The 24,150-nt window shown below is 38.3% G+C and carries 21 protein-coding genes, 2 tRNA genes and 2 pseudogenes; 3 read left to right on the forward strand and 22 right to left on the reverse strand.

Annotated features, from left to right (window positions below; all coding sequences use genetic code 11):
• Nucleotides 1–195 precede the first annotated feature (195 nt).
• The 21 genes and pseudogenes from cysQ to orn form a co-directional block, all read right to left on the reverse strand.
• Nucleotides 196–936, reverse strand: a complete 741-nt coding sequence (gene cysQ, locus CBG25_RS17215) for a 3'(2'),5'-bisphosphate nucleotidase CysQ (RefSeq protein ID WP_290608177.1) — start codon at nucleotides 934–936, stop codon at nucleotides 196–198.
• A gap of 83 nt (nucleotides 937–1,019) precedes the next feature.
• Nucleotides 1,020–1,641: pseudogene (locus CBG25_RS17220) on the reverse strand (FKBP-type peptidyl-prolyl cis-trans isomerase).
• Nucleotides 1,642–2,049: 408 nt separating this feature from the next.
• Nucleotides 2,050–2,499 (reverse strand): 50S ribosomal protein L9, encoded by a 450-nt coding sequence (gene rplI, locus CBG25_RS17225; protein ID WP_290608180.1) that lies wholly within the window; start codon nucleotides 2,497–2,499, stop codon nucleotides 2,050–2,052.
• 38 nt (nucleotides 2,500–2,537) lie between these two features.
• Complete coding sequence (rpsR, locus tag CBG25_RS17230; RefSeq protein WP_000135199.1) at nucleotides 2,538–2,765, reverse strand: 30S ribosomal protein S18; 228 nt, start codon at nucleotides 2,763–2,765, stop codon at nucleotides 2,538–2,540.
• Between the two features lie 4 nt (nucleotides 2,766–2,769).
• Complete coding sequence (gene priB / locus CBG25_RS17235; RefSeq protein WP_290608194.1) at nucleotides 2,770–3,087, reverse strand: primosomal replication protein N; 318 nt, start codon at nucleotides 3,085–3,087, stop codon at nucleotides 2,770–2,772.
• A gap of 8 nt (nucleotides 3,088–3,095) precedes the next feature.
• Nucleotides 3,096–3,488, reverse strand: coding sequence for a 30S ribosomal protein S6 (gene rpsF / locus CBG25_RS17240; RefSeq protein WP_032114365.1), 393 nt, complete (start codon nucleotides 3,486–3,488; stop codon nucleotides 3,096–3,098).
• A 209-nt stretch (nucleotides 3,489–3,697) separates the two neighbouring features.
• Complete coding sequence (gene rlmB, locus CBG25_RS17245) at nucleotides 3,698–4,435, reverse strand: 23S rRNA (guanosine(2251)-2'-O)-methyltransferase RlmB (protein WP_290608197.1); 738 nt, start codon at nucleotides 4,433–4,435, stop codon at nucleotides 3,698–3,700.
• A 77-nt stretch (nucleotides 4,436–4,512) separates the two neighbouring features.
• Nucleotides 4,513–6,957 (reverse strand): ribonuclease R, encoded by a 2,445-nt coding sequence (rnr, locus tag CBG25_RS17250; RefSeq protein ID WP_290608198.1) that lies wholly within the window; start codon nucleotides 6,955–6,957, stop codon nucleotides 4,513–4,515.
• 58 nt (nucleotides 6,958–7,015) lie between these two features.
• Nucleotides 7,016–7,438: a nitric oxide-sensing transcriptional repressor NsrR gene (gene nsrR, locus CBG25_RS17255; protein WP_290608200.1), complete on the reverse strand. Its 423-nt coding sequence runs from the start codon at nucleotides 7,436–7,438 to the stop codon at nucleotides 7,016–7,018.
• Between the two features lie 194 nt (nucleotides 7,439–7,632).
• Nucleotides 7,633–8,931, reverse strand: a complete 1,299-nt coding sequence (locus CBG25_RS17260; RefSeq protein ID WP_290608202.1) for an adenylosuccinate synthase — start codon at nucleotides 8,929–8,931, stop codon at nucleotides 7,633–7,635.
• A gap of 171 nt (nucleotides 8,932–9,102) precedes the next feature.
• Nucleotides 9,103–10,110 carry a protease modulator HflC gene (hflC, locus tag CBG25_RS17265; protein WP_290608204.1) on the reverse strand — a complete coding sequence of 336 codons (1,008 nt, stop codon included), beginning with the start codon at nucleotides 10,108–10,110 and terminating at the stop codon, nucleotides 9,103–9,105.
• 2 nt (nucleotides 10,111–10,112) lie between these two features.
• Nucleotides 10,113–11,327, reverse strand: coding sequence for an FtsH protease activity modulator HflK (hflK, locus tag CBG25_RS17270; protein ID WP_290608206.1), 1,215 nt, complete (start codon nucleotides 11,325–11,327; stop codon nucleotides 10,113–10,115).
• Between the two features lie 85 nt (nucleotides 11,328–11,412).
• Nucleotides 11,413–12,705 carry a ribosome rescue GTPase HflX gene (gene hflX / locus CBG25_RS17275; RefSeq protein ID WP_290608208.1) on the reverse strand — a complete coding sequence of 431 codons (1,293 nt, stop codon included), beginning with the start codon at nucleotides 12,703–12,705 and terminating at the stop codon, nucleotides 11,413–11,415.
• Nucleotides 12,706–12,799: 94 nt separating this feature from the next.
• Entirely contained in the window at nucleotides 12,800–13,096 is a 297-nt protein-coding gene (gene hfq, locus CBG25_RS17280) for an RNA chaperone Hfq (protein ID WP_290608210.1), read from the reverse strand.
• Between the two features lie 111 nt (nucleotides 13,097–13,207).
• A complete protein-coding gene (miaA, locus tag CBG25_RS17285; RefSeq protein WP_290608211.1) occupies nucleotides 13,208–14,149 on the reverse strand; it encodes a tRNA (adenosine(37)-N6)-dimethylallyltransferase MiaA in 942 nt (313 codons plus the stop codon).
• The gene (gene mutL, locus CBG25_RS17290) at nucleotides 14,142–16,082 is read right to left on the reverse strand and encodes a DNA mismatch repair endonuclease MutL (protein WP_290608212.1); all 1,941 of its coding nucleotides are present in this window, start codon (nucleotides 16,080–16,082) and stop codon (nucleotides 14,142–14,144) included. The genes miaA and mutL overlap by 8 nt, the downstream gene beginning before the upstream one ends.
• Nucleotides 16,083–16,103: 21 nt before the next feature.
• Nucleotides 16,104–17,393, reverse strand: a complete 1,290-nt coding sequence (gene amiB, locus CBG25_RS17295) for an N-acetylmuramoyl-L-alanine amidase AmiB (RefSeq protein ID WP_290608214.1) — start codon at nucleotides 17,391–17,393, stop codon at nucleotides 16,104–16,106.
• Nucleotides 17,394–17,407: 14 nt separating this feature from the next.
• Nucleotides 17,408–17,866, reverse strand: coding sequence for a tRNA (adenosine(37)-N6)-threonylcarbamoyltransferase complex ATPase subunit type 1 TsaE (gene tsaE / locus CBG25_RS17300; protein ID WP_290608215.1), 459 nt, complete (start codon nucleotides 17,864–17,866; stop codon nucleotides 17,408–17,410).
• A 1,327-nt stretch (nucleotides 17,867–19,193) separates the two neighbouring features.
• Nucleotides 19,194–19,269: transfer RNA gene (locus CBG25_RS17305), tRNA-Gly, on the reverse strand.
• Nucleotides 19,270–19,310: 41 nt separating this feature from the next.
• Nucleotides 19,311–19,386: transfer RNA gene (locus CBG25_RS17310), tRNA-Gly, on the reverse strand.
• A 156-nt stretch (nucleotides 19,387–19,542) separates the two neighbouring features.
• A complete protein-coding gene (gene orn / locus CBG25_RS17315) occupies nucleotides 19,543–20,088 on the reverse strand; it encodes an oligoribonuclease (RefSeq protein ID WP_032114354.1) in 546 nt (181 codons plus the stop codon).
• 130 nt (nucleotides 20,089–20,218) lie between these two features.
• On the opposite strand from orn, the gene rsgA reads away from it, so the two are divergent.
• The 3 genes from rsgA to CBG25_RS17330 all read left to right on the forward strand — a co-directional run bounded on the left by rsgA (nucleotide 20,219) and on the right by CBG25_RS17330 (nucleotide 23,956).
• Complete coding sequence (rsgA, locus tag CBG25_RS17320; RefSeq protein ID WP_290608218.1) at nucleotides 20,219–21,268, forward strand: small ribosomal subunit biogenesis GTPase RsgA; 1,050 nt, start codon at nucleotides 20,219–20,221, stop codon at nucleotides 21,266–21,268.
• Between the two features lie 98 nt (nucleotides 21,269–21,366).
• Nucleotides 21,367–22,284 (forward strand): archaetidylserine decarboxylase, encoded by a 918-nt coding sequence (asd, locus tag CBG25_RS17325; RefSeq protein WP_290608220.1) that lies wholly within the window; start codon nucleotides 21,367–21,369, stop codon nucleotides 22,282–22,284.
• A 22-nt stretch (nucleotides 22,285–22,306) separates the two neighbouring features.
• A complete protein-coding gene (locus CBG25_RS17330) occupies nucleotides 22,307–23,956 on the forward strand; it encodes a hypothetical protein (RefSeq protein ID WP_290608222.1) in 1,650 nt (549 codons plus the stop codon).
• Here CBG25_RS17330 and CBG25_RS17335 read toward each other — a convergent pair.
• Nucleotides 23,939–24,150: pseudogene (locus tag CBG25_RS17335) on the reverse strand (hypothetical protein); the annotation flags it as partial. The gene CBG25_RS17330 and the pseudogene CBG25_RS17335 sit on opposite strands and share 18 nt — an antisense overlap.

A 24,150-nucleotide genomic window follows, 5' to 3' on the forward strand; every position in this document is an offset into this window, starting at 1 on the left:
ACTTGTCGATCGTCTGTTGGTGATACTGGTTTGCAAAGAGGTCATTCTTAATGGCGCTGCGTTTCTTCATGGTGGTTAGCTCAGTAGACCAGCTTCCGATAACTTTATCAGCAAAATCAAACTCGGCTTAGGTTTTTCGAGGTGCCCGTTATTAAATTGATTGAAACACAATTAAAAAAATAATTAATTAAACCATCAGAATATTGACACTCTAAATCCCGGATTAATAAATGATTCTCTGGGGGAATAGTCTAATGTTCTACCATACCAATCCGTCACTTTAGCACCTGCCGCTTGGGCGATCGCATGTCCTGCCGCAGTATCCCAAATATGAGTGGGACCAAATCGCGGATAAAGCTGTGCTTTGCCTTCAGCAATAAGACAAAATTTTAGTGAAGAACCCATCACCATAATTTCATGCTGCCCCATTTGTGCTAAATAATCAGTCAATTCTTTATCCTGATAAGAACGGCTAATAACAATTAGCGGGGGATGTCCATTAGCAACATGAAGTAATTGTTTTACTCCATCCACTATTTTCCATGCCGCCCCTTGCTCACTAGCATAAAGCACATTTTTTGCTGGCGCATAAATAATCCCCATAACAGGAGAACCCGACTGAATCAAAGCAATATTAACGGTAAATTCACCATTCCTATGAATAAACTCTTTAGTTCCGTCGAGCGGATCCACTAACCAATAGCTTTCCCAATGACAGCGCTCTTGCCAAGCCGGTGGATCTTCTTCAGAGAGTAGCGGAATATGTGGCGTTATACTTGTCAATCCAGTTTTAATAATTTGGTGAGCAATAAGATCGGCTTCAGTCACCGGTGAGCTATCTTTTTTGTGCTTAACAGCAAATTGTTGTGCACTTTCATAGATAGTCATAATTGCGCTACCTGCTTCTTTCGTCAAATCACATATTTGCTCAAGCATAATATATCTCGGAAAACGGCATAGATTATTTATCGAATTATCTTATTAATACACCAACTAACTCGATGACAAGTAAAACTTAATTATATAATTTCTAGTAATTCAACTTCGAATATTAACGTGCTAAAAGGAGGAATAGCGGCGCCAGCACCACGTTCACCATAGGCTAAATTATGCGGAATATAAAGTTCCCACTTTGATCCTGTAGGCATCAATGTTAACGCCTCAATCCAGCCAGCAATCACACCATTAACAGGAAATTCTGCTGGTTGCCCTCGATCTTTTGAACTATCAAAAACCGTACCATCGATTAATCGACCAGTATAATGAACACGAACCCGATCTGCTTTAGCCGGGATCGGGCCTTCACCTTGTTTTAATATACTAAATTGTAATCCTGATTCCGTAGTATTGACTTCCTCACGTTGCTGATTGTTGTCCAAAAAATTTTGTCCTTCCACCGCCGCTGCTTGCTGAAATTCACGCCGCTGAGCATCCGCACGTTCATGGATCTCTCGTAATGCTCTATGCAAAGCTTCAACAGGGAACCACCGGCGTTTTACTATGTAATGCATCACATAAACCCGCAAGTAAAGCTTCTGGCTGAATGCCTTCCAAGCCTGATTCTAAAAGCTGTTGACCAACTTGAAGACCAATGCCATAACTTGCCTGAGTTTCAATTGAATCAAATGCCTGATCTGTCATAACAGCTCCTGTTTATTAAATTATAAATAATAATAAAGAATAACAGTCTCAAATAAATGGGTAAATAACCATATAAAATAAATCTAGTTAAAAATAATATTCTAATTTTATATCAATTCATTAATTTTATAATACTAAAAACCTAAAGGTGGGATTTCAGTTTGAAAAATAAATTTTATTCCTAAATATAATATCTATAAATGATAATATATGAATAGTGACAATTTCATGAATTAAAATTATCGACTACCAGCCAAAAATTCCTCTAACACTCGGCAGAGATAAAAAAGTAAAACAATTGACTTTGTACGATTGATTAATAGCAACAATGATTTAGCTGATAGAAATCGGAACAAAAACACCAGCATCAGCTGGTGTTTTTGTTTGTGCATAATAATCAGAAAGCAATTATTCAGCAATAATATTCACATTCAGTTTTGCAAATACATCACTATGCACTTGGAAATGAACTTCATGTTCACCAACAGTACGCAATACACCATTTGGTAAGCGAACTTCGCTTTTCATAACCTCAACACCGGCAGCAGTGACTGCCTGAGCAATATCACGAGTCCCGATCGAACCAAACAGTTTACCTTCATCACCGGCTTTAGAGGCGATGGTTACTGTTGCTAATGAATTAATTTTTTCAGCGCGCCCTTCCGCAAAAGCCAGAACATCGGCTAATTTAGCTTCTAATTCGGCACGGCGTGCTTCAAAAAATTCAACATTCTTTTTAGTTGCAGGAACAGCTTTTCCCAGCGGAACTAAATAGTTACGAGCATAACCCGCTTTAACATCAACTTTATCACCCAGGCTACCCAGGTTTGCTACTTTATCCAGTAGAATAATTTGCATTACCTTATCCTCTTTAAGTCGTTAATGGACCGTACCAATTACTGATGACGATCAGTATATGGCAACAGAGACAGGTAACGCGCGCGCTTGATAGCACGAGCGAGCTGACGCTGGTATTTTGCACGAGTACCAGTGATACGACTTGGTACAATTTTACCACTTTCAGTGATATAGTTTTTTAGCGTTGCGATATCTTTATAATCAATCTCTTGAACGCCTTCCGCTGTGAAACGGCAGAACTTACGACGACGGAAATAACGTGCCATTTGGCTAGTCTCCAGAATCTATCAATTCAATCTGCTCGGCGTGAAGCACCAAGTTATTCAAGCCATTAGCGCCCTGATGGCTACTAATAAAACCGATAACTGTGATCCAACTACCGACCGTTATACTGTGAGTAAACTGTTGTAATTTTTGTCCGCTGGCGATGATGGTTATTCTACACCATACTTGCCGATCAAAACCGGCTTCCTGCTGCTGTGAACGATGTTCGAGCACAAACTGGCAGTGAGGAACCCCAGCTGGACTGACTTTTCTTATCGGCGCATTACAGATTTTGCCTGACAGCACCAATCGATTAGTATTCACAACCAAATTTACTCTTCAGAATCCTCAGCAACCTCAATTCCTTCCAGGTCTTCATCAACCAAATCACGACTGCGACGATCGTCTTTGGCTTTAACCATTGGAGAAGCTTCAGTAACCGCATGCTTAACACGCATAATCATGCTGCGGACAACGGCATCATTGAAGCGGAAGTTTGTTTCTAACTCATCAATCACTTCTTGCGGCGCTTCAACGTTCATCAGAACATAGTGTGCTTTGTGCAATTTATTGATTGGATAAGCCAATTGACGGCGACCCCAGTCTTCCAAGCGATGGATTTGACCTTGCGCTTCGGTGATAGAACTACTATAACGCTCAATCATACCTGCAACTTGCTCGCTTTGGTCCGGATGAACCATAAAAACTATTTCGTAATGACGCATGAGTTTTGCTCCTTACGGATTAATCAGCCTCCTATCAGGGTCAGCCGCATCCCATGGAGGCAAGGAACTTATTTAAGCGCAGCTGAAAAATCGACGCCTAACTATACCTATCTTTTAGTTAAAACTCAAGCAATAGATTAAATCATCACTTATCGCCATTGAATTGGGTTAAGTAATCTTGCCAAGATTATCAATGCTCTTACTTTTTCTCAATAACTGTGCCGTTGACGTACTGCTTCGAATAAACAAACGCCGGTCGCAACAGAGACATTTAAAGACGAAACCATACCGGCCATTGGAATACTAATCAGTTCATCACAATGTTCCCTTGTTAAACGACGCATACCTTCACCTTCAGCACCCATCACCAATGCAACCGCCCCGGTTAACTTACTCTCATATAATGTATGATTGGCGTCACATGCAGTGCCAACAATCCAGATATCATGCTGCTGCAATTGACGTAGTGTCCGCGCAAGATTGGTAACCCGAATTAATGGCATACTCTCAGCTGCACCACAGGCAACTTTCTTAGCGATGGCATTAAGTTGAGCAGATTTATCCTTTGATACAATAACCGCATCAATACCCGCAGCCTCTGCACTACGTAAACAAGCACCTAAGTTATGTGGATCGGTAATACCATCTAATATAAGCAAAAAGGGTGATTTTGTCTGAGAAATAATAATATCTAAATCACTCTCTTGATATTGCCGCCCGGGTTTTACCTGAGCAATAATGCCCTGATGAACAGCGTTCTCTGTCTGCTTATCCATCCATTGACGATTAGCTAACTGGATAATAATACCCAATTTTTCAAGCTGGTGAATAATCGGCAATAAACGTTTATCTTCACGCCCTTTGAGTACATAAACTTGTTTTAAACGCGATGGATCGCGCTCCAGCAGTGCTTGCACTGCATGAATACCATAAATAATTTCACTCATAAATTTATCGATTACTTTATAACTCTCAAAGATAGTCAATCATTGCCGATGAAGATCAGTAATAAAAATAACTAAGATTATTTTTGTGCTTTTTTGATAGCCTTTTTTGCTCTCAATTTTGCGGCAATTTTTTTACTTTTATCAGAAACCTTTTTCCCTTTCTTATCTACTTTTTTAGCGTTGCCGCTGCCTTTTTTATTCGCTTTAATAAATGCACCACTAGGCTCAAAATTTTTGTCCTGGCTGTGATCTTGCTTGCTATGAGTTGAAATTGTTTTTTTAAATTGCTTTTTTGCTTTTTCTTTTGCTGTCTTACCTGGATTTTTCGCCTTACGTAAGGTTGATATCAATGCAAAATCGATCTTGCGTTCATCCATATGTACAGCTTCAACGCTAATTTCAACTTCATCACCAAGACGATATACCATCCCCGAAGACTCACCAATAAGTCTCTGTCCTACATTATCGTAGCGATAGTAATCATTATTAAGTGATGAGACATGCACCAGACCATCAATAAAAAGATCTTTTAAGCGGACAAAAAAGCCAAAACCCGTGACACTGGTGATAATGCCAGTAAATACATTGCCAACTTGATCCTGCATAAAATCACATTTCAACCAATCAGCAACATCTCTCGTCGCTTCATCAGCTCGCCGTTCGGTCATTGAACAATGTTCACCCAATTGCAGCATTTCATGAGTATCAGAATGCCAACCACCGGTCGGCGTCGAGCGATGTTGATTGTTTCCATGTTGGCCAGATAAAAGATATTTAATCGAACGATGTAACGCTAAATCAGGATATCGACGGATCGGTGAAGTGAAATGGGCATAAGACTTCAGTGCTAAGCCAAAATGCCCTCTATTTTCAGGATCATAAATAGCTTGTTTCATTGAACGCAAAATCATTGTTTGCAGCAATTCATGATCCGGACGTTCAGCCACTTCATCCATAACTTTAGCATAATCAGCTGACTGTGGTTTCATGCCACCTGGTAATGTCAAACCCAGCTCGCTAAATACCGTCCGCAAATTTACAATACTCTCTTGTTTGGGCCTATCATGGACACGGTACAAGCTAGGTTCTTTATTCCGCTCAACAAAACGTGCGGCAGCGATATTCGCTAAAATCATACACTCTTCAATTAATTTATGCGCATCATTACGTTCAACCGGCTCTATCCGCTCAATGCGTTTTTCTGCATTAAAAATAAATTTAGCTTCTTCAGATTCAAAGGAGATAGCACCCCGTTTTATGCGCGCATTGTCTAACGCTTTATATAATCGATGAAGTTGTTCTAAATGCGGCACCAGGTCTTGATAATGTTGACGTAATTCTTCGTCACCCTGTAAAATTTTCCAGACTTTGGTATAAGTCAATCTGGCATGAGAACGCATTACGGCTTCATAGAATTTAGATGAAGTAATTTTCCCTTCCGCCGATAGCTGCATTTCAGATACCATGCAAAGCCTCTCAACTTCAGGGTTTAATGAACATAACCCATTAGAAAGAATTTCAGGCAACATAGGGATCACTCGTGATGGAAAATAGACTGAATTTCCCCGACTAACCGCTTCACTATCCAAAGCCGTTTGTGGCCGCACATAATAACTAACATCAGCAATCGCGACCCATAAGCACCAGCCACCGTCTTCTTTCGGCATACAATAAACTGCATCATCAAAATCTCGGGCATCTTCGCCATCAATGGTGACTAAAGGTAGATGACATAAGTCTACTCTGCCTTTTTTTGCTGACGCAGGGATCTGTTCGGACAAATCAGCAACTTGCTTCTCAACTTGTGGCGGCCAACTATACGGAATTTCATAGGTTCTTAATGCAATCTCTACCGCAATGTTAGTCCCCATGCTTTCGCCTAATACTTCGACAATATTTCCTACTGCCTGGGTATGGCGCGCTGGTCGGGTTGTCATCTCAACGACAACCACATTTCCCATCCTGGCACAGTTAACCTGCTCTTTAGGGATCAATATGTCAAAGGACAGTCGACTATCATCAGGGACTACATACCCCATCCCCGATTCTATAAAATAACGTCCTACAATATGATTATTTCGTGGGACAAGCACTCGAACAATGCGAACTTCTGTACGTCCTCGCCGATCTTTGCCCAATGGCTGGATAAGTACAACATCACCATGCAGCGCTTTTTTCATTTCTTCTAAAGAAAGGTAAAAATCGTCTTTCTGGCCTTCTACCCGTAAAAAACCAAAACCATCACGATGGCCAATAACTGTGCCTTTGAGTAAATCAAGGCGTTCAGGTAAGGCATAACATTGACGACGAGTAAATACCAATTGCCCATCACGTTCCATAGCACGTAAGCGGCGCCGAAAAACCTTTAACTCTTCTTCTTTAGTTAACTTTAATATTCGGGCGATTTCCTGTCGACTTACAGGCTTAGTAAATTTTGCTAATACCTCTAAAATATATTCACGACTTGCAATTGGTGAATGATATTTCTCAGCTTCCCGGTCTTTATAAGGATCTTTTGCCATCACTCACCTCCGCTACCACTTTGATTAATATAACCCACTAATACACCAGGCCCGTTATTTATTTTAATAGTAACTTATAAAGTAGCTTATTATTTTCTATTAGATCTGCCAGTGTATATTTATCTAATTCATTTAAAAAAAGTTCAATTGCTTGATTTAATATTTTTTTTAATCGACAAGCAGAAGTAATATGGCAAAAATCGCTGCAGCAATTAACTAATGCTAGAGGCTCTAATAGACGAACAACATCACCTATCCGGATCTGCTCAGCTGGCTTGCCTAAGTAAATCCCTACATTTTTCCCTCTCACCGCAGCAACAAGTCCACATCGGCTTAATTGATTAATAATTTTTACCATATGGTTACGCGAGACACCGTATACATTAGCAACTTCAGTAATATTAGTTCTTTTATCCTTAGGTAATGAAGCCATATAAATTAATGCTCTTAAGCCATAATCAGTAAAACTTGTTAACTGCACATTAACCTCTGGTTATAAAACAAAAATGGAAAGACATCTTCTTGACATTAATTCATCTAGTTATATCTATTATGTAAATTTTTATCATATTAAGCAAAATTGATCAGTAATCAGGTAATATGAATTACTAGATATAAAAATAACGCCTGAATGTTCAGGCGTCACTCTTTGAGCAATATTATTGAGTGGTAAAATTATGCATCAAAAGGATCTCGTAATATCATTGTTTCAGCACGATCAGGTCCAGTCGAAATAATATCTATCGGGACCCCGGTTAATTCCTCAATCCGTTTAATATAATCAATGGCTGCTTTAGGTAATTGATTATATTCTTTTACACCAAAAGTACTTTCACTCCAGCCTGGTAACGTTTCATATATCGGCACTAAATCTTCCCATTCCTCTGCCGCTAACGGCGTTATAGTCAATTCAGTCCCATCTAGTTTGCGATAAGCAACACAAAGTTTCACTTCATCCAAACCGTCTAATACATCTAATTTAGTTAAACAGAAACCGGAAAGAGAATTGATTTGGACTGCCCGGTTAATAGCAACAATATCTAACCAACCTGTACGACGGCAACGGCCTGTTGTTGCACCAAATTCTTGCCCTTTTTCACGCAGGTATTCGCCGGTCTCATCAGACAACTCCGTTGGAAAAGGACCGCCACCTACACGGGTAGAATAAGCTTTCAATATTCCTAAAACATAATCAATATAACGCGGACCTAATCCTGAACCAGTCGCAACACCGCCCGCCGTTGTGTTTGATGAAGTCACATAGGGATAAGTACCATGATCAATGTCCAGCAATGTTCCCTGAGCGCCTTCATACATCACTAATTCGCCTTTTTGATGCGCTTTGTATAATAAATCAGCGACATCAACGGTCATCGCCGTCAAAATATCGGCAATAACCATAATATCATCTAATGTTTTTTGGTAATCGATTGCAGCTGCTTTATAATAATTCACTAATTGAAAATTATGGTAATCAACAATTTCTTTAAGTTTGACTGGAAAGGTTTCTTTATTAAACAGATCGCCAACACGTAATCCACGACGGGCAACTTTATCTTCATAAGCAGGTCCAATGCCCCGGCCGGTCGTTCCTATCGCTTTTGCGCCTCGCGCTTTTTCACGCTCATTATCTAAAGCAACATGATAGGGCAAGATTAATGGACAAGCTGCCGAAATTTTGAGGCGTTCGCGCACTGGCACGCCGCGCGCTTCCAATTTTTTCATTTCATCCATTAATGCATCAGGCGCTAATACTACACCATTGCCAATGACGCTTATGACATTTTCACGCAAAATACCTGATGGGATAAGATGGAGAACAGTTTTCTCACCATTAACCACTAGCGTATGACCAGCATTATGCCCACCTTGGTAACGAACACCATACTTAGCGCGTTCAGTTAGTAAATCGACTATTTTGCCTTTACCTTCATCACCCCACTGAGTACCTAATACGACAACGTTTTTACCCATTTCAAAATTCACTCGATTGCTTAAAAAAGAATTCTACCATTTCAATCATTAGCTGCCAGCAATTTTTATAACACCAATACGTCTTTTCATGACAATCTTAACAGATTAAAGCCCGCCTAATGCGGGCTTACCTAGAGTCAATTGGCAATCATTTCATTTGTCTTTAAATGATCACTGTACCGCTCTTTGTTTAGTTGGTGCTCGCATATAGCGGAAAAAATCGGTATCTGGACTTAATACCATCACATCATCACCATTTTTACTAAAGCTCTTTTCGTATGCCCGTAAACTACGAATGAAAGCATAGAAATCAGGATCTTGGTTAAATGCATCAGCAAATAGCTTAGTTGCCATCGCATCCCCTTCACCATGTAATTTCAGTGCCGTGCGCTCCGCTTCTGCCAATGTCTCGGTCACTGTTTTATCTGCTGCTGCACGGATCTTCACGGCCTCTTCTTGACCTTGTGAACGATGTTGGCGTGCTACAGCCTCTCGTTCAGCGCGCATACGTTGATATATCGCTTCCGAAACTTCACTTGGCAATTCAATACGTTTGATGCGAACATCGACAACTTGGATCCCTAGCGCCGCCATGCTGTTTGGATTAACAACTGGCGAATTACCTTTGATCTCTTGATCAAAACGGGCTGCTGCCGAGGCAATAGCCTGATCTGCATCTTTTGTCGCTTCTGTATCTGAACCTGAACCTTTATTAAGTGCATCACGCACATCGACGGTCAAGCGCCCGCGAGAATCGGTAATAATATCTTTCACATTTAACCGGCCAAATTCTGAACGCAGACGATCACTAAATTTACGTTTCAGTAAAGTTTCAGCTTGATAAGGATTACCGCCACCGGTCGCCACATAGTAACGACTAAAATCAGTAATTCGCCATTTTAAATAGGAATCAACCATTAAATCTTTATTTTCTCGAGTCAGATAGCGATCTGCCTGAACATCCAGTGTCTGAATACGAGCATCCAATATTTTTACCGTTTCAATAAATGGTATTTTGAGGTGCAAACCTGGTTCATAAATAATAGGTTTATTGTCACTATCACGCACAACCTTACCAAAGCGTAGAATAATGCCTCTTTCTGTTTGTTGAACAGTGAAAATTGACATATACAACACAACTAATGCAGCAACAATAATAACAATCACTGATTTACGCATGATTATTGTCTCCCTACACGAATTGAATTACTGCCCCGAGCATTATCCCGCGTACCATAGCTATATGAATAAGGCGATTCAGTAGAAATATCTGATTGCTGAATAACTTTTGGTGGCGTTATTTTTTGTATATCTACTGCTTTATCTTTGGTTCCACTGCGTAAAATTTGCTCTAACGGCAACACTAACATACTATTGCTCTTGTCGTTAACAATAACCTTACGCGTATTACTTAATACTCGTTCCATTGTCTCAATATATAWACGTTCACGAGTGATTTGAGGAGCAGCTCGATATTCTGGCMACATTTTAGCAAAGCTGGCTACTTCACCTTCCGCCTTGAAAACCACACTTGATTYATAAGCTGTTGCTTCTTCAATAAATTTCTGCGCATTACCCTTCGCTAATGGCAAAACTTCATTACGATAAGCTTGCGCTTCACGAATGGTCTTCTGTTCTTCTTCTCGCGCTGCAATAACATCATCAAATGCGGCTTTAACCGCTTCCGGTGGACGAGCAGCCTGGAAGTTAACATCTAATATCGTTATACCCATATTATAAGGTCTTATCGTATTTTCTAACTCTTTCTGTGTTTCATCACGGATAAAGGCACGTTTCGTCGTTAACACCTGTTCCATTGCTGATTGGCCAATAATTCCACGTACTGCGCTATCTATTGCCTGACGTAAACTGTTATCCGGGTTAGTAACAAATAAATATTGAGCCGGATCTGTTACGCGATACTGGACGTTCATTTCTACTTGAATAACATTTTCATCCGAAGTTAACATTATACCATTAGTCGCTTGTTCACGAATGGTTTCAACATTAATCGGAATCACTTTTTCAATAAAATTTGGTTTCCAATTTAAACCCGGTTCAACAGTATGGCTATATTTACCAAAACGGAAAACGACGCCACGATCACTCTCTTTTATCGTATAAAAACCACTTGCAGCCCAAATAATAACAACTGCTGCGATAATAAATACGATAAAACGGCCGTTTATATTGACGCCATTTTGATTACTCGAACCATTTTTACCTTTATTATTCCCACCTAAACCACCAAGTTTGCGACTCAACTTGCGGAACAGATCGTCAAGATCAGTAGTTCCCTTTTTCCGATTACCTTTATTACCACTGGAGTTGCCGCTATTGCTGCTTCCCCACGGGTCGCGGTCCTGTCCGTTATTACCGGGCTGATTCCACGCCATGTTATAGCTCCATTCGTTATGATTGGTTTTTCAGGGCTAAGAGCAAAATATTTTACTCTTAATTTGTTCAATTTATTGACCACATTTAATGTGTTGACTTAACAATGTACTCAAGTAAAGGTTGTTCTTGCTTGCAAAGTCTTTGCCAGTCAACAATGGGCAGCTTCACTTCAAGCACGATACTGCCATCTTTATCCATTTCTTCATATTCGATTGCCTGAAGTTGATAGAACCGACTGCGCAAACGACCCGCTTCTGGCGGTAAACGCAATTCATAGTGTGCAATTTCACCAGAAAGACGTTCTGTCAGCACCTGTAATAATAATGGAATCCCTTCACCAGTTTGAGCAGAGAGCCAGACCCGAATTGGGACATTATTCTCATCGCGATCAATACGGGGAGTAAATCCATTCAACATGTCAATTTTATTCATGACTAACAGCGCCGGAATTTCATTAGCCTCAATTTCTTCTAGTACACTCTCAACTGCGCAGATATTTTCTTCCATACGGTTATCCGCAGCATCGACAACATGTAATAATAGACTGGCTTCGCGTGTTTCCTGCAATGTTGCTTTAAATGCAGCGACCAGATCATGAGGTAGATGGCGAATAAAACCTACAGTATCAGCCAACACTGTCACCCCAACATCATCAATATCAATACGCCGTAATGTAGGATCTAACGTCGCAAATAATTGATCTGCTGCATATACTTCAGACTTTGTCATTTGATTAAACAGACTAGACTTACCTGCATTAGTGTAACCTACCAATGATATGGTGGGAATACCCGCTTTACTTCTAGCTTGTCTACCCTGCTCTCTCTGCTTTTCTACCTTAGCCAACCGAGAAAGAATTTGTCGAATTTTACCGCGGATCAATCGACGATCCGTTTCAAGTTGCGTTTCACCAGGTCCACGTAAGCCGATCCCTCCTTTCTGTCGTTCAAGGTGAGTCCAGCCACGTACCAAACGGGTAGAAATATGCCTTAACTGAGCTAATTCAACTTGTAGTTTACCTTCATGTGTACGTGCGCGCTGTGCAAATATATCTAAAATTAAACCCGTACGATCAATAACTCGGCACTGACATAATCGTTCAAGATTTCTTTCCTGTGCAGGGCTTAACGTATGATCAAAAAGAACCACATCGGCATTACTGTCTTTAACAGCTGCCGCAATTTCTTCTGCTTTACCCTCACCAACAAAATATTTATCCTGCGGTGATTTGCGATTTCCTGTGATTATCTGTACTGGCTTAATGCCCGCAGAGATGACTAATGATTCAAATTCAATCAGGTTTTCAGTATCTTTTTCATTAGAGAAAAAAACATGCACAAGAACAGCTAATTCCCCACCTTCATGTCTATCAAACAAAAGCACAACTCCTTAGACTTAAAAAATATCAAACAGGCAAAATACAGGTAAAAGGAACTTTACCTGTACTTTTTTGTTCAGATAATTAACTGAATTATTCAGTCGCATCACTATCCTGTGGAACTGCCACATTACCTATATTGTAATTATCTAAGCCTGTATTACCCCCTTGATTACTATGGTGAGATACAGGACGAGAAGGTACTACAGTAGAAATAGCATGCTTATATACCATTTGGCTTACTGTGTTTTTCAGTAAAATAACAAATTGATCAAATGATTCGATTTGACCTTGTAATTTGATGCCATTGACCAAATAAATGGAAACCGGAACCCTTTCACGACGTAACGCGTTTAGGAACGGATCTTGCAAAGATTGCCCCTTAGCCATTCTCTATTTTCCTTATTTTGTTGTTTTTAACTAAGAACCTTTATGGTTCGAAAAAATTAACTACTCAAAAAAAATTGTGCCTTTACCACCAATTGTACATAAATAGCAAACCTATGCACTAATAACATGCAATATTGTGTTAAGAATTCCCTTAATATGATCGCTATCGAGTCTATGCACGTTTTTCCATCCTCTTAACCATGTAATTTGACGTTTAGCCAATTGACGTGTTGCACATATACCACGATAAACCATTTCATCATAGCTGATTTCACCAGACAAATATGACCACATCTGACGATAACCAACAGAACGTATAGCGGGTAGATCCCCATTGAGATCCCCTCTAGCATAAAGAGTGCTAACTTCATCCTCAAAACCCGTCTTCAACATTTGCAGGAAGCGCATCTCAATACGTTGGTGGAGAATTTTACGATCTTGCGGTGAAATCGCAAACTGTAACACATTATAAGGTAATTCTGCCTCTACAATTTCAGTTAATTCTGTCAGACTCTTCCCGGAAACTAAGAAAACCTCCAAGGCACGAGACAATCGTTGAGGATCATTAGGATGGATTCTAGCTGCCGATATTGGATCAACCGCTTGCAAACGTTTATGAATTGCACCCCAACCAAATTGTTTCGCTTGCATTTCAATTTCTGCCCGAATTATGACATCGGCAGAAGGTAAGGGTGACAGCCCATCCAGTAATGCTTTAAAATATAGCATAGTCCCCCCAACGAGTAAGGGAATACGGCCCGATGCGACAATTTTTTCCATTTCTAATAAAGCATCACGGCGAAAATCTGCGGCTGAATAAGACTGAGCAGGATCCAATATATCAATTAATCGGTGTGGAGCAATTTGTTGCTCTTCCCGTGTTGGTTTCGCTGTTCCTATATCCATACCGCGATAAATTAAAGCAGAATCTACACTAATTATTTCAACGGGTAATTGTTGACGCAATGCCATTGCCAATGCTGTCTTTCCTGACGCCGTTGGCCCCATGATAAAAATCGCTTGCGGTTTATGTTGAAAAATTTGTTTACTCATGAGTTAAAGCCGTTATCACCGATTCAAAATCAATTAGTTGTAGTAATGTTTTCGGTGGTTCTTTAACTAATTCAGGGTAAGTCCGCTCCAGATCCGCTAATAACTGTACCCCTTGTGCAATCGTCCACACTTGTTTTTCATTTACTAAATGATCTGCTAACCAAACAACTAATTCCATCAACTGACAAGAAGTATTTTGAGCAAGATATTTCAATAGTTTTGGAAATAGTTCAGCTAAATTTTGTGATCTCAAAGGACAAGATACACCACTAATTGTTGCTTTGTTATGAGAAATATTGATGTCAAAACCTAAGGTACTTAATAATACCTTTACTCGATAAAAAGTTTCAATTTCCTTTTCTGTTAATGCGAGCTTTATTGGTATCAGTAAGGGCTGAGATTTTAATTCTTTATCAGTAGGAATTAATTGACTTCGCTTTAAATATCGCTCAGCTTCCGCTAATGATAACAAACCTATTCCAAATGATGATTCAATAAATGCGAAATTTTTAGAATAAATTGTTAGTATTTTACCAAATGTATAATTTTTATCATTTTTTTCTATATCAACCGATTTTACTGCTATTTTTTCAGTTTTTATCGCTTCTCGCTCTGGAAAAAGTGGGATTTTTTCTTGTTTAGCTGGTTCATTTTGCATCAATTGCTGATAAAGCTCACCCTGTTTTTTGTTATAGATTTTTTTAGCTATTTTTCCATTATTGTAACAAGAAAATGATGCTGTTTTAGACGGCGAAATTTGGCTACTGGCGCTTAATTCTGTTATTACTTGTGCTTCTTGCTCTTTAATAACTAAATGCTGGTTTGAATCATCTGAGGCAAAAAAATTTTCACCCGCAGCTAACCGATTTTGTAATCCTGAAGCAAGATGAGTTTCCTGGTTTGAACTAACAGAGACTTCATTAAATTGTTTTTGGTGTTGTTGGCTTAGTACCGTGTTCACACCCTGATAGATAAAATCATGAACCAATCTCGCTTGGTGAAAACGGACTTCCTGTTTGGCTGGATGAACATTAACATCAACCTGATGAGGATCAATGGTTAAATAAAGCACATAAGCCGCTTGCTGTTCTTCTTGCAGACGATCAGCATAGGCCTGACGAATTGCATGATTGATTAATCGATCGCGCATTATGCGCCCATTAACATAACAATATTGAATTTCAGCGGCCTTACCTAAATAGGGATTAGTTATCCAGCCTTTAATGGCTAAATCACCATGTTGCCAACATAATTTCAGCGCATTTTGTATAAAAGAAGTGCCACAAATAGCAGCTAAGCGTCGTTCATATTGCTCTTCACTATTTGTCGCACGATACTGGCGAACTAATTTACCATTATGATGCAAATTGATTGCAACATCGAAACGCGCTAAAGCTATTCTACGTACAATCTCATCAATATGGCTAAATTCGGTTTTTTCTGTACGTAAAAATTTACGTCGAGCCGGCGTATTATAAAACAGATCAAGAACTTCAACCGTTGTTCCTATTGGGTGAGCAGCAGGTTTTAGCGTAACATTCATCTCACGCCCTTCAGCATAAGCTTGCCAGGCTTCTGTCTGAGTTTCGACGCGTGAAGTTAGTATTAAACGAGAAACCGAACTAATACTGGCCAGCGCTTCTCCTCTAAATCCCATACTCATAATAGCGGCCAGATCTTCTAACGTGGCTATTTTGCTGGTAGCATGCCGCTCCAATGCTAGTGTTAAATCTTCTTTGGCGATACCACTACCATTGTCATGGATACGGATAAGTTTTGCCCCACCACGCTCAATTTCAATATCAATACGGCTGGCGCCAGCATCAAGACTATTTTCGACTAACTCTTTCACAACCGATGATGGGCGTTCAACAACTTCACCCGCAGCAATTTGATTAGCTAACTGAGGAGAAAGAATTTGTATCGCTGACATAATGACCTCTGCCATATTCCATCATTTTGGCGCTGCTTGTAAGGGGTGTTGGGTAAAATAATTGCGTAATCCTTGATGAATAGCTACTGCTAAACTTTCCTGATAATCGTCAGAAACTAAAAGGCGCTCTTCAGAAATATTACTAATAAAACCTGTTTCCACCAGAATAGATGGAATGTCGGGAGAACGAAGTACACCAAGACTGGCATGTTCTGGATCATATTTATGGATATTACCAATTTTACTTAATTCTCTCAGTACTTTTACCGCGACAGCATAACCTACACGTTGGGAATTGCCAAATTGTAAATCTAAAACAGCTTGGCTAAGATAAGGATCTGCACCATTTGCTAACGCATCACCGGCACCACCTAATAATTCAGATTGCTTTTCATGTTGTTCAAGCCAATTACCCAATTCACTATTCGCTCTTCGATTGGAAAGCACCCAAACAGAAACACCTCGGGCACGATTATTAGGTGCTGCATCAGCATGAATTGAAACGAGCATATCAGCCGCTTTTTGGCGTGCCACTTCTGAACGACCCGCTATAGAAATAAAATAATCGCCATTACGGGTCATCACTGGCTTAAACATTGGATCTGTCTTTAAATGGTTCTCTAATTTACGAGCAATTATCATTGTTATATTTTTTTCACGATGACCATTTTGCCCAATTGCGCCTGGATCTTTACCCCCATGTCCAGCATCAATTGCCACGACAACTTGCCGAGTACCTTTAGGTAAATTTTTATATATTGAGGGAGTTGGTGAGTTATTGGCAAACTTTTTCTCAGCTTGTGAATCAATTGATAGCAATTTATTAGTTGCTTCAGTTGCGGACTGAGATGTCTGAGGCTGCGATGCCCCAGCACGATTATTCTTTAAGGTAAAAACTATTTGATAGCGATGATTTATTTGTTCAGCCACCGCACTTGCTTTCACTGCATTTGCCAATTCGATAACAATACGTTGATACTGACTATTCGGTGGCTGACTAGTACGGATCCCTTTAACCAAATTATTATTTATAAACTTCATTGGTAAGCCAGATACCTGATCAGATTGACGAAAATCGACAACCAAACGCTCAGGCTCATGAAGGGGAAAGAAGCGGTACTCTGGATTACCGCCAGCAAAGTGTAAAGTGACTTTTGCCTCGGATAAATTATCATTGACGCGAATATTGGATAAAGTTGCAGCCTGTGCATTAGACAATAATAAGTTGCTAAGTAATATTATTGTCATTAATAAAAGAAATACATGAGTTTGCCATCTTTTTATTATATTAATCATCAAAGTCTTCATCATGATTAGTATTCCTATTATGACAATTTTTCTAATAACATTTCCCCATATGTTGATAACGCGACAAATCGTGCTTGTCTTCCATTATTGTCATATGATAGGTAGAGTTCAAGATCAGCGCATGGTAGCATCCCTTCACCTTTTTTTGGCCACTCCACCAAACATATAGCCTGCCAATAAAAATAATCACGGATACCCATAAATTCAAGCTCTTCAGGATCAGTTAAACGATATAAATCAAAATGGTAAACAGGATTAGGAGCCAGCAAATACGGTTCAACTAACGTGTAAGTTGGACTTTTTACATGTCCTTTATAACCTAAACCTTGCAAAAAACCGCGACAAAAAGTCGTTTTCCCCGCACCTAAGTCTCCATATAAATAAAGAATAAAACCTTGATTACAAAGCTGAGCTAAACGCTGCCCTAAGGTTATTGTTGCCTTTTCATTAGCAAGCAATAATATAAGTTCTTTCATGAAAATATTGCCACTTTTTATAATTTTTTATTTAATAATTTAATTCATAAAATATATCACAAAATACTATTACTTACCGAATATTATAGCGATATTTAATGTCATATTTATCAATAAAACTTACATCATATGCTTATTATTCAGCTAGTTAATCTTTTTCAGTTACTTGCTTTTATCAATATTCTATCATTTGATCTGTATATATTTATATAAAAAACAAACATATAAAAATTTCTATTAATATCAAAAGATTAACGTTTATTATGCAATATTTTTGTCTTAAACGATTAAAATTATTTGGTTGAGAGAAGCTTTTTTACATCACTAAGAAGGCGCTACAATATATTGAGACATAGGTAAATATCCGCTATTAAAAATGTTATATTGCCTCAGGTAGTTACACCTTGAAATATATCGTTAAAATGATACTTTTATTATAAATAAAAATCTTATCAAAATAATAATAGCGCCTTGCGCGCAATATCTGGTTATTAACATCATTATTTTCTAGAATAGATAGTTTAATTTTACTTGTGCATAAAATAAAAATGCATTGATCATAAAAAAATAACCATATAATCAATCATCAAAAAATATAAATATTTTTTTGAATATTTTCAATAAGTTAAATGATATTGATAAAGAAAAGCATCAATAGCGATAGCGATAGAAAAACGCATTTGCCTGTGGATAACTCTGTGCAACAAAGCAAAATAGACACTGTGTGCCATAACCAAAATTGAATTGTAAATGAATAAGTTATTAAAACATTTTAACTGAGAAAATGTAGCAGTTTTAGCCATAAAATTTCTAAGATTAATGTAAATAACAACATCAATTCACCTACAATACATTTTAAATACTAAAATAATTTCCCTGCCAAGAATGACACCACATTGTTCACTTCACTGATAAAGTATATGCTGTAACATCACATCTACTTCAAAATTGGGGGAGTGGAATTCTATGCCTAGCAGATACGATTTGCAAGTCCTAAGTCCTAAGTCCTAAGTCCTATGTGCCCGATTTTTCAAATAAATTCTATCTCGATTAGCTATATAATTGTTGACTATTAATCAAGACTGTGACTTCTTTTAGTAACTAACTCTCCTATTTAAAAATAGACGGTTTTTATCATAGTGCAACAAAAAATTTTATTCTTATAATTAAATAAAATCCAAAACAGAAAAATAAAATTCATCAACAAAATAGGTATAAATTGGCCACTAAACTTTGAGTAATTAATAAGCTGAAAGAACAAAAAATATAATAAAAAACAATAAATTATATCACAGAGTTTTATGCTAATAATGATAAAAGGATAATTTGGAGCGGGAAACGAGACTCGAACTCGCGACCCCGACCTTGGCAAGGTCGTGCTCTACCAACTGAGCTATTCCCGCATTAAGAAAAGGTGATTAAGAAATAAAAATAAATAAGATACTGGAGCGGGAAACGAGACTCGAACTCGCGACCCCGACTTTGGCAAGGTCGTGCTCTACCAACTGAGCTATTCCCGCATATTTATAACAACAATATTACCAATCACTATGGGTTGCGAATTATACGAAAAATTATCAAACAGACAAGTACTTTTAGCCATAAAAAATCTATTTTCAATCTAAATGCTGATTAAAACAGCAAATCGCTCATAATCAGCATGATCATAACACGATTTAAAGGTTGATAAAGTGTTGACGATAATAAGCTAATTCTGCAATAGATTCCTTTATATCTTCTAAAGCCTGATGGGTATTTTTTTTCGTAAAACCGGCCAATATATCAGGCTTCCAACGTCGCGCCAGCTCTTTTAAGCTACTCACATCTAAGTAACGGTAATGAAAGTATTTTTCCAACTCAGGCATATATTTGAATAAAAAACGACGGTCTTGAGCAACACTATTACCACAAATAGGTGAAACCCCCGCAGGTAACCACTTTTCTAAAAATGCAATTGTGGCTAATTCAGCTTTTTTTTCATCATATTGACTAGATTTAACTCTATCAATCAATCCACTTTCAGTATGAGTTTTAACATTCCACTCATCCATAAGTGACAACTGTTGCTCTGATTGATGAATGGCAATCACTGGCCCTTCGGATAAAATAGTTAGATTGGAATCAGTGACGATTGTTGCGATCTCAATGATACGATCCTGTTCCGGATCCAATCCCGTCATTTCCAAATCTATCCATATCAAATTGTTCTCACTATTTACCATGTTATATCCTAGGTTCCATTCTAAACTGATAGCATGCAATACTTAGTGTATGATAGCTTCTTAAAAGCACAACTGCGATAACTCTTGATAATGAATTCAATCAACAAACCAATAAAATTAGTGAGGTCAGGTGGCTAAAAAGAAATTTACCAAAGGCCAACAACGCCGAATACATGCAAACCATCAAACTAAGCTAAAAAAACAATCTCAGCAAGATATTGATGATAATCAGCTTGGTATTCCCCAAGATGGGTTAGTTATTAGCCGTTTTGGTCAGCATGCAGATATCGAGACAAATGAAGGTGACATTCAACGCTGTAATATTCGCCGAACAATTCACTCATTAGTCACCGGTGATCGTGTTATTTGGCGTCCTGCGCTACATCAGCAATCTAATATAAAAGTTAATGGTGTCATAGAAGCAGTCTATGAACGAACATCGGTCTTGACTCGCCCCGATTACTATGACGGGCTCAAGCCTATCGCGGCTAATATCAACCAAGCGATTATTGTCTCAGCAATTTTACCCCAATTATCATTAAATATTATTGATCGTTATTTAGTTGCCTGCGAAACACTTAATATTGCACCAATGATTATTTTAAATAAAATTGACCTACTCAGTAAAGAGAACAGAAAAGAAATAAGTAAAGCAATAAAACTTTATCATAACATTGGCTATGTAGTTTTAGAGGTATCCAGTCATACTAATGAAGGAATAGATACGCTTATTGAAAACCTTATAGGAAAAATATCTATTTTTGTCGGGCAATCTGGTGTCGGTAAGTCCAGTTTGATTAATAACTTATTACCTGATAATGAAGAAAAAATCTTAATCAACCAAGTATCTGATAATTCAGGATTAGGTCAACATACAACAACAACGGCACGTCTTTACCACTTCGCCAAAGGAGGTGATCTTATCGATTCACCAGGCATCCGTGAGTTTGGCTTATGGCATCTAACAAAGGAACAAATAACTAAAGGATTTGTCGAATTCAGGCAATATTTGGGATACTGCAAATTTCATGATTGCAAGCATTTAGACGATCCTGGATGTGCATTACAACAAGCGGTAATCGCTGGAAAAATAGCAAAATCACGTTTTGAAAATTACCATCGAATTTTAGCAAGCATGGAACAAATAAAACCACGTGGATCTTTTACAGATAATAAATAGTTATAAACATAATTCTGGAATTCATAAAAAGCATAGGTACAATAACTATCTTTTTTTGATTACAACCCAATAACATTAGGATCAGATTAGAGGTTAATGTGCTGGAAAAAATAAAGATCAAATTACAATATCTATTACCAAAACAAGGGCTAACGCAATTAGCAGGTTGGCTTGCGGATCAAAAAGCGGCTGGGTTTACCCAATTAATGATCAAGCTTTTTGCCAAGTTTTATAAAGTTGATATGGCAGAAGCCAAAGAAAGTGAGTTTTGCGCTTATTCTACCTTTAATGAATTTTTTACTCGCCCATTAAAACAAAATATTCGTCCTATTGTTGCAGGTAGTAATCAACTTGCTCTACCAGCCGATGGTGTAATAAGCCAATTAGGATTAATTATAGATGATCAGATCCTACAAGCTAAAAGTCATTCTTACAGTTTAGCGGCATTATTAGCAGGTAATTATATACTGGCCGAGCAGTTTCGAAATGGTTTATTTGTAACTACTTACTTATCTCCACGTGACTATCATCGTGTCCATATGCCTTGTGATGGCTTACTAACTGAAATGATTTATGTTCCTGGTGATCTCTTTTCTGTTAATCAACTGACTGCAACAAACGTCCCTAATCTTTTCGCCCGTAATGAACGTCTCATCTGTATTTTTGAAACAGCATTTGGAAAAATGGCTCAAATTCTAATAGGCGCAACAATTGTTGGCAGCATAGATACTAGCTGGTGTGGCTGCGTCAATAATCAACGGGAAGGAATTATCAAACGTTGGACTTACGCAGAAAAAGATAAAACAGGTGCAGTTTATCTGAAAAAAGGTGAAGAAATGGGAAAATTCAAACTGGGTTCAACTGTTATCAATTTGTTTGAATCTAATCATATCAAATTCAATTCTACTCTAGAGCAAGGATCCATCACTCGAGTAGGAGAATTATTAGCAGAATCAATTTATCCAAATACTGAGGAACAGACCCATCGACAAAATTTAATTGATGGATCTGAATAATTTTATCTGAGGAAATCATATTGTGCGCCTGATAGTCGGCATTCTATTTAGTCTCTTTTTCATCACGATACCTGCATTTGCTGCAATTAATCTTGATAAAATACAAATTAAAAAAGAGATTAAGCAACTTGAAGCAAATAAAAATTCAAAAAATGCAGAGATTATTCAGGCATTACAAGTTGCCCTAAATTGGTTATCAGAGGCACAAGAGTCAGAGAAAAAAACCCGTGCTTATCAAGAGGCAATTGATGATTTCCCCAAAATCATAAAAGAATTACAGCAACAATTTCTTATTGAAAGCAATAAAACAGTTACTATACCAACCAATATAACTATCCTCGAACTTGAGCAACGTATTGTTCAGGCTAGTAGTCAATTACTTGAGCAAGGCAGACAAATTCAGCAAGAACAAGATAGAAATCGTGAAATTAGCGATTCTCTTGTAACATTGCCTCAACAATTATTAGAAGCTCGCCGGCTGCTTTCTGACTCTACCGTAAGACTAGAGTCGCTGCATGTTCCGGTTTCCCCTTTAGCTGAAGCACAATATAACTTAGCACAAACAGAAGTCACGGCAAGAAAGTCAAAAACCAATGAACTAGAAATAGCACAGCTTTCAGCCAATAATCGCCAAGAAATTGCTCGTTTACGCATTGAGCTTTTTAAAAAACGTTATCAGCAAATCGACCAAGAGCTTCAACAACTACGAAATCATCTAAACTTTCAGCGCCAACAGAAAGCACAACTGGCACTTAAACACACTGAAATGTTAGCTGCTCAAGGGGAAGAGCTTCCCAAATTTTTAACAGCCCAATTGCAACTAAATCGTAAATTATCACAACGACTTAATGAACAAGCATACAGAATAAATGATATTGAACAAAGGCAACGCCAGACTTCCAGTGATATACTAACCGTTCGTCAAGCGCTTGGGACAATTCGTGAACAGGCCCAATGGTTAAGCGGTTCAACTACTTTAGGTGAAGCATTACGCGCGCAGTTATACCATTTGCCAGAAATTCCCAAAAATCAGCAAATTGACAGAGAAATCATCAACAAACGAGTTGATCGCCTTCAGTATCAAGATATGTTGGAAAATCTCGATTCCAACAATAAAGAGAACGAGGAAAAGCAAGCCGAAATAAAAAATTTGACGCCAGAACAAACGCAAATTTATGATTCGCTCATCCAAACCCGGAAAGAATTATTAAGCTCAATAATTTCTGGTTATGATAGTGAAATATTGGAATTAACCAAGCCTTACGTTGCGGCAACCCAGTTAACCGATGCATTAACAGATATCAAAGATGCGACCCATCGCTATATGTTCTGGATTGCGGATACCGATCCTATAAGTCTCAACTATCCAATTACCATAGTAAAAGATCTGACTCGCTTACTATCATTAGATACATTATCTCAACTCAGTGGCGCAATTAGAGTTATCTTCGCCAGTCAGGATAGTTTGTTATACCTGCTCGCTGCTGTTGCTATCGTCATTTTTAGCATTAGTACCCATCAGCATTATAATAATTTTCTTCTTCGCGCTAGTACCCGTATTGGTAAAGTAACCCAGGATCGCTTTGCTCTAACCTTACGAACCGTATTTTGGTCTATTCTGATAGCACTCCCTTTACACGAGTTTCGCACAAAACTAATTTGGGTACGCTAATAAAACACGGATGTGCTCAGCAATAGCATTTTTGATTACGTCCCAATTTTGTTGATAAAGGGTTATTTTTTCAGATATACGACGTTTATGTTGTTCAAACCACGCAGAAATAGCGAGAAAAATATGATTTCTTTGCGCTCGGCTCGTGCGAGCCTGACAGCGTTCAATACCACAATTTTGTTTAACTTCTCGAT

Origin of the sequence: Arsenophonus sp. ENCA, from assembly GCF_002287155.1 — a bacterium.
Classification (GTDB): Bacteria; Pseudomonadota; Gammaproteobacteria; order Enterobacterales; family Enterobacteriaceae; genus Arsenophonus; species Arsenophonus nilaparvatae.

Bases quoted from the DNA above. Each gene is read 5' to 3' on its own strand.
- cysQ (WP_290608177.1), bottom strand. From the start codon at position 936: ATGCTTGAGCAAATATGTGATTTGACGAAAGAAGCAGGTAGCGCAATT.
- rplI (WP_290608180.1), bottom strand. From the start codon at position 2,499: ATGCAAATTATTCTACTGGATAAAGTAGCAAACCTGGGTAGCCTGGGT.
- rpsR (WP_000135199.1), bottom strand. From the start codon at position 2,765: ATGGCACGTTATTTCCGTCGTCGTAAGTTCTGCCGTTTCACAGCGGAA.
- rpsF (WP_032114365.1), bottom strand. From the start codon at position 3,488: ATGCGTCATTACGAAATAGTTTTTATGGTTCATCCGGACCAAAGCGAG.
- rlmB (WP_290608197.1), bottom strand. From the start codon at position 4,435: ATGAGTGAAATTATTTATGGTATTCATGCAGTGCAAGCACTGCTGGAG.
- rnr (WP_290608198.1), bottom strand. From the start codon at position 6,957: ATGGCAAAAGATCCTTATAAAGACCGGGAAGCTGAGAAATATCATTCA.
- CBG25_RS17260 (WP_290608202.1), bottom strand. From the start codon at position 8,931: ATGGGTAAAAACGTTGTCGTATTAGGTACTCAGTGGGGTGATGAAGGT.
- hflC (WP_290608204.1), bottom strand. From the start codon at position 10,110: ATGCGTAAATCAGTGATTGTTATTATTGTTGCTGCATTAGTTGTGTTG.
- hfq (WP_290608210.1), bottom strand. From the start codon at position 13,096: ATGGCTAAGGGGCAATCTTTGCAAGATCCGTTCCTAAACGCGTTACGT.
- miaA (WP_290608211.1), bottom strand. From the start codon at position 14,149: ATGAGTAAACAAATTTTTCAACATAAACCGCAAGCGATTTTTATCATG.
- mutL (WP_290608212.1), bottom strand. From the start codon at position 16,082: ATGTCAGCGATACAAATTCTTTCTCCTCAGTTAGCTAATCAAATTGCT.
- amiB (WP_290608214.1), bottom strand. From the start codon at position 17,393: ATGATGAAGACTTTGATGATTAATATAATAAAAAGATGGCAAACTCAT.
- tsaE (WP_290608215.1), bottom strand. From the start codon at position 17,866: ATGAAAGAACTTATATTATTGCTTGCTAATGAAAAGGCAACAATAACC.
- orn (WP_032114354.1), bottom strand. From the start codon at position 20,088: ATGGTAAATAGTGAGAACAATTTGATATGGATAGATTTGGAAATGACG.